This window comes from Bartonella sp. MM97QHHN (assembly GCF_042194285.1).
Lineage (GTDB): Bacteria > Pseudomonadota > Alphaproteobacteria > Rhizobiales > Rhizobiaceae > Bartonella.
The window spans coordinates 1-13419 of record NZ_JBHIMS010000085.1; the positions used below are offsets into that span (position 1 = coordinate 1).

6 protein-coding genes and 3 pseudogenes are annotated in these 13419 nt (G+C 37.2%); 2 read left to right on the top strand and 7 right to left on the bottom strand.

Going from position 1 to position 13419, the window contains the following annotated elements; genetic code table 11:
* On the top strand, positions 1-2124 hold a 2124-nt coding region (locus ACFIJW_RS06915), incomplete at its 5' end, for a DUF6990 domain-containing protein (RefSeq protein WP_375633747.1).
* A 992-nt stretch (positions 2125-3116) separates the two neighbouring features.
* Here the strand turns inward: ACFIJW_RS06915 and ACFIJW_RS06920 are convergent.
* From ACFIJW_RS06920 to ACFIJW_RS06950, 7 genes and pseudogenes are all read right to left on the bottom strand, one after another.
* Positions 3117-8086, bottom strand: a pseudogene (locus ACFIJW_RS06920) (DEAD/DEAH box helicase).
* 554 nt (positions 8087-8640) lie between these two features.
* A pseudogene (locus tag ACFIJW_RS06925) lies at positions 8641-9639 on the bottom strand (DUF3987 domain-containing protein); the annotation flags it as partial.
* 139 nt (positions 9640-9778) lie between these two features.
* Positions 9779-10051, bottom strand: coding sequence for a type II toxin-antitoxin system RelE/ParE family toxin (locus ACFIJW_RS06930; RefSeq protein WP_375610964.1), 273 nt, complete (start codon positions 10049-10051; stop codon positions 9779-9781).
* Complete coding sequence (locus ACFIJW_RS06935; RefSeq protein ID WP_375610963.1) at positions 10048-10338, bottom strand: CopG family ribbon-helix-helix protein; 291 nt, start codon at positions 10336-10338, stop codon at positions 10048-10050. Before ACFIJW_RS06935 ends, ACFIJW_RS06930 begins: the two co-directional genes overlap by 4 nt.
* A gap of 111 nt (positions 10339-10449) precedes the next feature.
* Positions 10450-11136: pseudogene (locus ACFIJW_RS06940) on the bottom strand (virulence-associated protein E); the annotation flags it as partial.
* Between the two features lie 98 nt (positions 11137-11234).
* Complete coding sequence (locus ACFIJW_RS06945; protein ID WP_011180791.1) at positions 11235-11435, bottom strand: AlpA family transcriptional regulator; 201 nt, start codon at positions 11433-11435, stop codon at positions 11235-11237.
* Positions 11436-11642: 207 nt separating this feature from the next.
* On the bottom strand, positions 11643-12809 hold the full coding sequence (locus ACFIJW_RS06950) for a tyrosine-type recombinase/integrase (RefSeq protein WP_375612608.1): 1167 nt from the start codon (positions 12807-12809) through the stop codon (positions 11643-11645).
* A gap of 374 nt (positions 12810-13183) precedes the next feature.
* On the opposite strand from ACFIJW_RS06950, the gene ACFIJW_RS06955 reads away from it, so the two are divergent.
* Entirely contained in the window at positions 13184-13336 is a 153-nt protein-coding gene (locus ACFIJW_RS06955; protein WP_375633748.1) for a hypothetical protein, read from the top strand.
* The last annotated feature ends 83 nt before the right edge of the window (positions 13337-13419 follow it).

A 13419-nucleotide genomic window follows, 5' to 3' on the forward strand; every position in this document is an offset into this window, starting at 1 on the left:
CTTTTTTTTGCACAGGCCTATAAAAATGGGGAATTAGACGATATTCTAACGCGCAAGAAGCCAAAACAGCGCTCGATAAGTCTCACAGCAGCAATGCGCGTTCTTAAAACACAAGGGTGGTTTTCAACGGAACCTGGAAAAATGTGGTTGATTTTGCCCGACCGCTTTATTCAATTTGATTTTGGTTTTATACGTCTTCATGATAATTACAATGTCCGTATTGAAGCTGAAATATCTAATGAAATGATTTCTGTCGCTTGCAATTGTATTCACTATAGTAAGGAATATTGGTGTGTTTCTCCTAAAAATATTTATAATTCTTTTAATACGATTGGGGGGGGGGTTTTTAGTGGTTTTGGTAAAGGCATTGATATTTGTGTAGAGACATTAGATGAGCAAGAGCTTATCAAAATCTCTGAGCGGATAATACAGTGGGCACGTGCCCAAGATTTACAAGCATCAATAGAAAGCAAAACACGTGTTCAAAAGTATAGCTACAATATACGTATAGTCTGGCATTTGGCTTGTTTAGCATTGACAGGTCAAATTGATGTTCTGAAATCTTATCAAAATTTTTTAGAAGCCGGTAAGATTTCTGAGATTTTGGATGACCGTGAAGTAGAGAGATATATTAACCATGCCGTTCAATTTGCTGAAGAATATCTGAAAATCCTTAATGAGCGAAAAGCTATAGATGATCGTCTTAGTTTACAAGATTTGTCTTTTCTTAATACAGTTTCTGAAGACTTAAAAAGGATGGACTGGACAGTCTATCGTGATAAAAATTACAATTGCAATGCTTATTTTATAACGAAAGATCGTATCATTAATATAGTGTACGACCTTGATAAAAAAGGAGAGACACCATTTGTTACCTTCAAGGTTTCTCTTTCAACACTTGGTTTTTCTACAGCTTATCGATCTATTTTCATCAATACTCCCCAATATACCGTTCTTAAAGAATCAGAAGAAGTTTATGCAGTTTCTAGTACTGAATTGGATGAAGGCAAGCTGAAACAGATCAGTGCGGATATTTTGTGCTGGGCTGATCGACAAAATGTGAATCAAATCATCTATGATTATGCGGCTTTGTCCCCAGACAGTGAATATGATTTTGCGAAGTTGCACCTTATTGCACTTATTCTTATTGGGGATGTTGAAAAACTCAAATTTTATAAGGAAAGTTTGAAGGATAAAAACTTTTCAGCTTTGATAAGGGAAAACATAGCACATATTATTGATAACGTCCTTGCTCTTGCACGCCGTTATCGGACTGGTTTTCCTAAAAACGCTCCGATTTTAAGCTTGGATCCGCAAACAGCATCTGTTGCTTCTAAAACAACTTCTGTTGAAGTGGCAGAGGAAGTGGATGAAGCGGATGACACTGATGATCGTCTCACCATGGAAAGTGCTCATGCACTTTTAAAAAGTCTAGGCTGGTCAACCGAGAAAATCAATGAGAATGACCATATGGCAAGCTATCAATTGGCTGATCGTGAAGTAGACATTCTTTATAACGACGAAATTGCCAAAGATTACCCACAATTTGATAGCGCCTTTATGATTAGCACGGGCATTCTTTCCACCGCTTGTAAATTCATTGATCCTACCTACACGGAAGATATTCCAGATTTACAGCTTAATTTTGAAGCAAAGGGTTTAGAAATCTTTGAACCAGAAGTTACTGCGGATCGCTTAAAGCAAGCACTTGATGACGCGCTAAAATGGGCGGTAACAGACATTGACCTTTCTAAAAGACTTCGCTCTGATTATGGCACTGCTCCTTGGGAAAAAGGCGCCACGTCTAAAGCAAACGATACGGATTATGCTTTACTTCATCTTGGCGCTCTTGCTTTATTGGGTGATGTTGAGACCTTACAATCTTATCAGAAAAGCTTTACGGCAGGTGATCACCTAGGCTTTGACGAGAGCATCAACAAAACCCACCTTGAACGTGCATTAGCTTTAGCCAAAGAAGTAGCAAAGGTGAAGCAAGTGAGTTACGCTTTGATTAAACAGGTGGCAGAAAAGCTTGATGATCCACAAGAGGTTACCAGCAAGGAGCAACCCCGCTCGTGGAAAGAGAAAATAGTCAATTTTATCGGAAAAAAAGACAAGAAATAGCACCTAAAAAATATCAAAAAGATTTCAGAAATTTAGAAAATAAGACGCGCTCCAAAGCCTTGATCACTAGTTGAGAAACTGAAGTGGTGGGGTTCTGATCATGGTTTTGGTGCAAGATTTTAATGAAACAACCTATAAAAAAAGATCTATAAAATTATTCCATAGATTATAAAAATCTCTTTTAATGGGCTTTTGTCTATTTTATCGGTTATGTCAGTTTATTTAACAGACGAATCTTATGATTTTAGTGAGTGATTAAAATGTGCTTTATGAAAAGCATATGATCCTTTAAGCCTTTCAAAAGATAGCTTGTAACTCATAAGAAATGCTATCAAGACCATTATGGTTATGAGTTTTGGAGGTTTAGGGGTTTTTGGGGGTTTTGGAGGTGCTTTTTACGCCCCCCCTTTACATATTTTTCAATAAAAAATAAAATTTTATTATATTTCAATATGTTAACTTTTATCAAGTTTCCAAAAAAAACAACCTATATCAAAATACAACCTGTAAACTCAACTAATGCTATATGTTTTGTAGGGGTTTTGGGGGTTTGAGAAACCTTCAAAACCTATAAGTAATATAAGAAAATGAATATACATAATCCTCTTTAAACAAAGCTTTTGAAAACAATAAAGCTATCATTTTAGATTACGGTATAATCTTTTAAAGGCAATGTAAAAAAATCTAATTCTATTTAAGAGTGGATTTCTTAAAAGTCTTAAAGCAATCCAAATAAAAGTATCTAAAAGTGCAAATGGTTTCTTTTTAGAATAACGCATGATAAATTATTCCTTTTAAGATTATAGGTAATCAACTCACAAGATGATACGTTTAAAGAATTTACAAAAGTCCATTAAAGAGATCTTGATAACGTAATTATTTCCTATCTTAGTTTATCTCATAACAGATGATAAAATAGACTGTTAGTTAAACTAATACATAAGCGGATTTAATAAGATTGGCATGCCCATTATGTGAGCATGCTTTATAAGTTATTCAGTTTCTCTAATCTCTAGTTTTGGTAGGTTCTTAACGATTTTCATTGTCTCTAAACTTATGGTAATAACCCTCTGAAATAACTCTAGAGGGTAGGCAGGGTTGCCAACGGTTTCAACAGCATAGCGATTGGCATCATTGACAATACCACTCTTTTTATCAGTCTTAACGCATTGACGCCCCATAACCCATTCAAGAGCAGGCTTGCCATTGACGATATACTCATAAGCTTCAAGAGGGATATCTGTTATGGTAATATTGCTATTGTAAATAACAGTCGATTTATCCTTTTCCTTACTATTCTTAATTTTTGCGAATTTCATTTCAGTCACATAATAGAATTTTTCGAGATTAGAGATTTCTGTCTGTTTTGGATTACCCTTTTTAAAGATCACGGGATAAGGCTCTACATCTTCATAATTCACGTGCAAATGACCTAGTTCACGTCCTGCTGTTACAAATTTCCAAAAGTCATCAGCACTCTTTACACACGGGATACGAGGCAATTCTTTAGAGAGGTTATCAGCATAACGGGCACGATAATCTTCCGAATGAAGTATACCGTAAACATAATAGAATAGATCATCCTTAGTGATTTTTTCATTCGGATAAGCGGCTTTAAAATGTTCTAGTCCCTCATCAGTAATGGCATCACGCTTCTGTAAACCAGCTGTTTTACTTTCTTCTGTAGAAATTAAAAATAAATGAGTTTGTTTTTTGTTTTTATCTTTTGAGACCGTTGTGTCTTCGTAAATATAGCGTGGAAAGCATTGACCTGTATCTATTGCATGAAAATCAGGTAGATCTTTAGTCATAATAACAGAAAATCCACTTCTTGCCCCTATAGCAGAAACTTGTATCACTGTATTTTTGATCATTTTTTCTACAGGAAAGATACGAGGCATTTGATAAATTGCTTCATTAAAAATGCGATTATAATAAAGCCACTGTCGTGTAAAAGGACGATATAAACTTTGAACAAAACCGACTTCTTCAAATTTTAAAATATGACCTCTTGCTAATTGTTTTTTTATATTCAAACTCCAACTTATCTTGCTTGTATCTGAATTAACAAAATTATCTACAGCCTTTGTACGTGATTTACTGTCAGTGTGCGCATAAGCATTATTAAAACGTTCTGCTTCACTGTTATAGAAGGCAATCATGTTACCCATATTTTTCGCTAAAATTGCACGACTTGAATTGTATGCCCAAGCATCACGACTAGTCGTAATGCCACAAGAATAAATCTCAAAGAGTTTTTTCTCATGAGGTCTCTTATCGCCTAAAGCTAAGAATGTTTCAAAACTGTCATCACGTTGACGTATCCAATCACCATGCTTATCTGGTGTGATTATTTGCCAATCTTTTTTACTTCGTGTAATGCCATCAATACTACCAAAGTCCTTAATTGTTTTAAGTTTTTTTTCTCTTGTTTGATTATCACCAATATCATGATAGTAAATTTTACAAGGTCCAATAGTATTGGGATTTTTTATAAACAGCGTCACGGCAATGCCCGTCATACTACCACTACCAAAAACATTTTCACCTTCTTGAGCAGCTCCATTGCTTAATATATTTTTACGAAGATCCCCTCGTAAATTAAGTACATAAATACTCGTAAATTCTTTGGCTAAAGATTTTCGTAAACTATTCATTGTCGATTTTTCTATGTAACCAGAGCCAGAAACAAAGCCGATTACCCCAGCATTACCAATACGGTCACTTGCCCAGCGCATAGCACGAATATAACTGTCATAAAAATTTCGCGTATTCATTGATTTAGATTGAGCAGCATAGGTTTCACGAATACGGTTATTTAATATGGGATAAGGGGTATTCTTTGCATTGTCATTAGCACTTTTTTGACCTGTTGAATAAGGAGGATTGCCAACAATAACTTGGATATCTACTTCCTGCTGTTTTTTACACCGCTCTGAATTCTCAAACATATAGCGTGTAAAAAAATCTTTTTCTTCAAGCATCAAAAACGTATCAGTTAAACAAATTCCTTCAAAAGGGATATACTCTCCTTTCATAAGACTATGATAGGTCGATTCAATGTTAATCGCTGCTATGTAATAGGCTAGCAAAACAATCTCATTGGCATGAATATCATGACGGAATTTATATTTCATATCCTCTGGTTTGATGAGCTTGGATTGTAAAAGCCGTGTAATAAAGGTCCCCGTTCCAGTGAAAGGGTCAAGAATAGAGACGCCTCGAGAACTTAAGCTTTGTCCAAACTCTTGCTCTAAAACATCATTGACGGAATGTAAGATAAAATCAACTATTTCAATAGGCGTATAAACAATCCCAAGTTTATCTGTTGTCTTTTTGAATGCCTTGGTAAAAAAATCTTCGTAAAGTTTGATAATAAGATTCTGTTTTGCTCGCGTTTCAATAATACCCTCTGTATCATCCTTTACACTTTGATAAAACTTTTCAAGATCTTTGGCTTCGTCTTTGATATTCATCTTATCAAGTTCTCTTAAGATCTTTTCCATGGCTTGTGAAATGGCATTGTTTTGCACAAACTCATTTCCATCAAACAAGGATTCAAAAATAGGACGTGTCACAAGGTGTTGCGCCAACATCTCAAGTGCATCCTCTTGCTCGATACTGTCATTTAAACCGTTCTTTAATTCTTTATGAAAGGCATCAAAAGCGTGAAAGGCTTCACTCTTTTTATCAGCGAGTATGCTTTTAAGACGAATAATATGATTTTGTGCAATTGCAGCTACATTGCCAGCCCAATTTCCCCACTGATTAGTCTCTCCACATTTTTTGACAATGATGGGCTTAATAGCACGCGATAATTCATCAACATAAAACTCGAATTCTTTTTGTCCTCCATATTTATAAGAGCTTTCACTTGCTACTGAACCAATATGAAGCCCAGCACTTTCCGATTTCGCGTGGAAAGAGAGTTCGTCAACAACTGCGGTCATTGCTTGTAAAGCAGGGTCAAAAGTGACCCCTACAATCTCAAACACATGACGAACATCTTGGTCCAGCTCTAAGGCTTTTATTTTGTTTTTAAAGTTGTCATCATGAGCACGCAAAGCATTGAGAACTTGCCAGATGACATCATACTTTGTATTGTTTTCTAAAGCCTGTTGTGGTGGAATATTAAAGGGAATACCAACGGGTAAAATAATGTAGCCTGTTGTTTTACCTTCTGCTCGGCGCATCACACGCCCCACAGCCTGTATCACATCCACATGACTTTTACGCGGGTGTAAAAACATAACCGCATCAAGAGCAGGGACATCGACTCCTTCAGAGAGACATCGGACATTGGTTAACACACGGCAGTTATTCTCATCTGTCTCTTCTTTAAGCCAATCAAGTAATTTATTACGATTTTTGCCATTAAAAGATCCATCAATGTGCTTAACATCAAAGATAAGAGAAGTCTTACTTTCGGGAACAAATTTATGATATTCATCAATGGCGTCATTGAATAGTTCGCTAACTAATTGAGACGTCTTGATATTTTTACAAAAAGCCAGAGAACGACGCATAGGTTTTATGCCATCTTCTTCCTTCTTTTCTATTTGGGAAAGTGCTTTGTAGCAGCCAATGATTTTAGTTGTATCATCAAGAATAAGTTCGGAATTTTTATCTTTAAGGCGTTTCTGAATCGTTGCGTTAATAATTGCTTCATCAACAGCCAAGACGATAACTTTATAGGGTGTTAAAAGTTTATCTTTTAGAGCTTTTGAAAAAGTATACGTGTAAAGATTTTTTCCATAGAGCTCTTCATCATCCATGGACGCCAGAACAGCATCAGATGCGTCAGCCTTCTTTTTCAGCTTGTCGGTAAAGATCTTAGGGGTTGCCGTCATGTACAGACGTTTTTTGCCCGAATGATGCTGTTATCATGAACCTTGATAAATTCAGATTCATGCTTTTCTGTTCCCAACACAACACCAGTTGTTCTATGGGCTTCATCACAGATGATCAGATCAAATTCGGGTAAACCATGCTCTTTTTGTGCATCCGAAATCACTTGGATAGAATGATAAGTTGAAAAGACCACGGTCATTGCATCTGCTAGGGATTCACAAGCTTCTTTAGCAAGGGCTTGAGCATCTGTTGTAGCAGGGAGAACAAGATCTGATGTTTCCATGCCAACAATATCATCTTGATTTTTACGACGCTTGCCTACTTTCGTATCAGAACACACGGCAAAGGAACGCAACGGGACTTGTGCATCGGCTGTCCATTCACGGATTGTTTGCGAGACTAAAGCCAGAGAAGGTACCAGAAACAAAACACGCTTGCCTTTCCCAGCAAGGGTTTCTGCTATCTTCAAACTGGTGAAAGTCTTCCCCGTACCACATGCCATAATCAGCTTGCCACGGTCTGCTTCTTTTAAACCTTCACAGACTTTCTTGATGGCTTCTTCTTGATGGGGACGAGGCTCTTTTGTTGATTTCAGAACAACTTCTTTTTTCGTTGCAAATATTTGCCAGTCTATACGACTGTTTTCCATATGACGAAGGTCAATACGATAAACGGGTATCGCTTGTCCTTTAATCATGGCATTCACATTGTCACTTAATTCCACTTCTGTGCTGTCAACGAGAAGTCGATATTTAAAGATGTCTTTTCCAGAGGCAGCGATAAAGCTATCAATATCTTTTTTACTGATCTGATGGTCAGCTTTATAAAATTTACATTGAATAGCCACATATCCCTCTTGATTGCGAAGCTTTGCCACCAGATCAATGCCGATATCATTTTTATTCCAACCTTCACGCTCTTCAGCCCATTCATAATAGGTTTCTACCTTTTCATATCGTCCATAATGGAGAGGGTCATGCATAAGATATTTTGTCACAAAATCTTCAAACACTTTCCCCCGTAGAGCATTTGATGTTGCCTGTTCACGATAGGATTGTAAAAGGGAGCGTAAAGTGAATTGTTCATTATCAGACTTAATAGATTGAAGCATATTGTAATAAAAATCCCTTGCCTTATGAGATGATTAATATTCATTAAAAGAATCAAAATGAATTTAATTAAATGCATTTAAAGCAAATAACGATAAAAAAGGGAAAAAAACTGCTAAAAAAAGCCGATATTTTTTTCAAAAGGGGTCTTTAAGGCTGCTTATCAACAGCCCATGACATGGAATAAGATCAGCAAAGTAGTGAAATTTGCTATTCATTTCACGTATTCATCAAGATAAATGTACTACGTTCTTTAAAATATCAGAATGAGTATTTTGATAGGTTTTGTCTGTTTTTAACCCCCCCAAAACACCTACAAAACCCTCTTAGATATATATTAAAAATTGTATTTATGTGTTATGTTTAATATAGGTTGTTTATTTAAAAGATTAACTTATTGAAATATAATAACTTTTATTTTTGACTAAAAAAATATATAAAGGGGGGGGTAAAAAGACCCCCCAAAACCCCCATACCCCCCCAAAACTAATGATGGGGAGTGCTTTAAAGGTTCACTGTTATATTGTTTAATGTTTTATAAGATTTCCAAATTGCCTCAGTGTGATGTCTTATGACTTTTCACTAAAGGGTGCCATTCATAACGTATGGTAGGTCGACCGCCTTGGGAGTTATTCTCTCCAGAGATTTCACGAATATAGTTACAACGACATAAAAGCTCTAAAGCTTGCTTAACGGTTTGATTGTCTGTTAAATATTTCCAATCACGTTTATAAACATCCCTTGCTGTAAAAACATCGGGTAAACAATCACAACGCTCGACAATTAATTTTGCACGCTCTGCTGTTAATGTATCCCCCGCCGCATAAAGTCTTTTGGCATGACTTAACAGATAACTTGTCCAACGCAACGCTGTTGTGATGGCATAGAGTCCAATTTCTAAACGACCAGTGTCAAGAAGTTCAAAAATCAACGCAAGACTTGCTATGGTCTTTGGCATTTTTAAAAGATGCGATTGTAAGCTTTCTGAGTAACTACCTCCTTTTGCCTCTTTATGAAGATGCTCTAACCATTCATAAAACTTCACTTGTGCTTCAGCAGAAAAACGCATGATCAGTGGTTGTTCGGGAGAACCTAAGCGTTTATCACGAAAAGAGCGAAATACCCCTTCATACTTTTGCCAGACCTCTTGATTGGGCGGTTTATCAACCAATTGCCACTCTTTATTGTCATCGGGCCAGACAATCATTTGAAAGCGTTGCAATAAACCGTCATCGTTTATTCCACGGTGTATGGCTTGAATGAGCGGAATAATGCGTGAAGGTTGAATGCCTCCAATCATGGATAAAGTGACATAAGGGATAAAAATGGTTCCACGCTCTATACGGTCATAAGTAAATTGATCATCGCCATTAAAAGCTGTTAAATAAAAGGCGCGGTCTGATTGATATTCCTTTCTTTCTAGATTGGCTAAAAAGCCAGCCAATTCATCACGCACCATTAAGAGACCACGGGGGTTTTCTTTTAAGAGTTCCCCAAGCTTTTCAACAGACACATCATTGACAATAGTGTCATCTTCATTTTTACGAGTAGAAACTAAGCGGTGTGCAAAGTGCATTATGCAATCATATTCGCAATATTAGAAAAATAATAATTTATCATTATTTACTGATACGGAGCGCAGTATTGTAGAAAATAATTTTCTTCAATTACAAAATAAATAAAAATACAGTTGATTAAGGAAATTTTTTCTTTGTATGGAGCACACGTAAAATACGCACAACGCCATTTGAAATATCATAAATCATGATATAATTTGGATGTACAATAAGTTCACGTGTATTTACAATTCGTCCTAAACGACCAAGGGTAGGAAATTTAACAAGTTTTTCTACTTTTTCAGATAAAAGTTGATCAAACTTTAAGGCAGCGGAAGGATTATCTTGTGATATGTATTCACGTATCTTTTTGCGGTCAACGTGTGCTACTTGTGTCCAAATTAGCTTCATAAAGTTGATCTATCTAGTTTACTTTGTGTCTTTAAGCGCCATTCTTTTGCTTCTGCTTCGATTTCTTCAGAAGACATTATATCACTTGCATTAGCAGAATTTATCCCTAATTGAACTTGTTCCCGAAACCATAAATCGTATGCACTTTTTTCTTTTTGTTCTTTTACGATATCGCGCATATAATCGCGCAATAATTGTGCACCAGATCTATCACACGCCTTTGCTGCTTTGGAAAATTCATTTTTTAATACATCATCGACGCGAAAGGTAAATGTTGTCTCAGCCATTTTACGACCACTTAATGTGTTACAAAGTAGTTCTAATGTAATGTATTTTTACTGTTTCTTCAATAGGTACTATTAGAATAGATATTTTATATCTATTTTGCATTTTCATAGGGTTGAAAGGGACGCCCATAAATCAACGGGCTCTGATAACAACCCAGACAAAAGAGCCAGACCGGTTTCAATGCCTTCACAAATGACCAGATGTTTTGGATTGGCTTGGCTTAAATGCACCCCACCACCCGTTACAGATCCCAACATGGCTTTTGCTGGTTTTTGATCTGTTTTGCAGCCATTGTCTTTTAAAAAGGTTCTATGAATGGCAAAGGAACCAGCCCCCTTAACAAGAGCAATCAACGCGGGCAATGTACCCCCAGAGGGGTGTAGACATTTGTCGTAAAAGCGTAAATCTGTAGGCAAATCACATGTAATACCCCGCATACGTAAATAGGTTTCTGCTAAAGTATTTTTGATTGGTTGGCTTTGTTGCCAAATTGCTTTTGCTCTTTCTGCTTTCCTTTTTGCTTGTTTGAGATCAGCACAAAACTGTTTTGAGAAAGAGAGCGTATGATCATAAGCTTGTTTTCCAAGCAATCCAATTCTAATAAGCGCTTGTATGATCTCTCTAAAAGAGCAGCCAGCATAACAATAGAGTAAAAGACGCCCATCATGTCCATTGGCAAGGGATAAGCTAGGCAGCCTATCATCATGAGCAGGGCAATGAGCAAGTCCATAACGCCCATGCCAAACCCCGCGCAAGGCACGTGTGATACCTTGCGCATTCTTAAAAGAACACATCATTGTAAATCCTATAACGTTGCGTCACAGGACGGATTGTGCTATCTCTAGGGTGATGAGTTTGAGAAAGCCTTGTCCGTCCTTACGTGACAAGGTTTTTTTTATGCCGCGTCACTTTGACGTTGCTGTTTTGCTTGCTCGATGACATTGATAAGATCCGATTGTAACCAACGGGACAAAAAACCAAATTTTAAAGGTTTTGGGAGAGAGCCATTGGTTACATGACGGCGGAATGTTGAGACACTCATATGAAGCAATTTTGCACTTTCACGGTCTGTCAAAAGAATATCATTTTCTGTCATACTAAAATCCTTTCTATCAAAAAATGGTAACAAATCATAACTATTTATTAACCACATTTTGGTTCATTTAGAAAGATGTTTTATTCATAGAAAACAATATTTTATCATATAATTTCTTATGTGATAATTTATGAGTCTTATTGAGAGAGAATGAGAGAGAAGAGAGAGAAAGTTATCCACAGATCATGGGGTTATTCACCCCATATCTTAAGATTGACCCGTGACATAAGCCGCCCATTTATCCATATAGACACGGCGCTGTTCTAAATAATCAGTACGACGATAGGCACGCTCTACTTTGCCGCCAACTGTATGACTTAGAATGGTTTCAGCGACCTCATAGGGAGCATCGGTTGTTTCAGCAAGCCAATTGCGTAAACTAGAACGAAAACCATGCGGGCAGGCTTCAAGTTTATTGTCTCTCATATATTTTGCCATACAATTCTCAGCAAGGGGAGCACGACCGGAAAAAGACAGAATGAAATTACTTTTGGAAATACAACGGGCTTGTTTAATCACTTTTAGCGCTTCAGATGATAGAGGTACGCGAAATTCTGTTGTAGCGTCACGCAAACCTTTCATATTCTCAGCAGGAATAGTCCATACATCATCTTCAATCTGATCTTCACGAATATGACGCAAAGGGTTGGTACGAACGCCTGTCAGGATAAGCAAGCGCAAAGCCAGTTGTGTTATGTTTTGTGTTTTACAGAGTAACTGATAAAAGGCGGGAACATCTTTCCAATCCATTGCAGGTCTATTAGTGGTTTTATGACGTTGTTTACCTAAGAGCGCGCGTGCTTTTTCTGTTGCTTGTAAATCAACATCTAACCCTAATGCAGCCGCATGTTTGAGACAAAGATTAAGACGATTTAGTGCTTTCTCTGCTGTTGCAGCTTTTGTATGCCAGATAGGAGCAAGGGTATTGCGTATCTCTGTTTGTGTAATCTCTGAAACGGGCAGACAGCCCAATTTAGGGAGAATATGAAGGCGTAATGGTAAAAACCAATCACAAGCTTTACCATCTCTTTTTAATTCAGCTTTACGGCTTTCAAAAGCATCTAAAGCAATGTTTTTTAAATAATGAAGATTACGCATTGCCTCACGCTTTTGTTTATCGCGTTCTTTAATGGGGTCACGACCCTCATGTAAAACAGCACGCCATTGGTTTGCCAATTCACGGGCTTTTTTTAAAGAGACATGTCTTAAGGCGCCCAAGCCCATTTCACGGCGCCGACCGTGAATGGTATAACGATAAAGCCATTGAGCACCACCATCTTTACGCTTATGGAGGATCAAGCCGGCACCATCATTATATTTGCCAGCTCCCAATGTTGCGACAGCCCTTGCGTTAAGACGATTCATAAGAACCATTTTCATTCCTTTCTTATACAGTTTTACCCACACGCCAGCCCCGCTTATGCCGTGCAAGCAAATGGGTTTGTTTGATTCAATATAAACAGACTTGAAATGAGAGAATCTTACGTTATTCGAGACTCTCATTCAACATACAAAACAGTGAATTATCATTATAAATCAGTGTGTTGTAGGTTTACGAAAATGCACAAGTTTACGGTTATGCACATGTTTACGGCAATTCTCGTATTTATGGCAAAGCAGAAGTTTTCGATGAACCATGCATTTACGGTCATGCAGAAGTTTACGGTGATGCACATATTTGCGGTGAACCGCACGTTTTTGATAATGCAGAAGTTTATGGCAATGCACAAGTTTACGAAGAGCCACACATTTACGATAGGGCGCGTGTTTACGGCAATGCGCAAGTTTGCGGTGATGCGCATGTTTATGGTCATGCAAAAATTTACGGTGATGCATGTGTATGTTGGGACGACTGGATTGATGGCGATAAAAGAATCTCAACTGGAGAAAAGACCAGATGAAAAAATACGAACTTACTGATGAAACAATTGAGTTTGATGGATACATTACGCTTTACCGCATACGTGCATTAAAAGATTTTGGT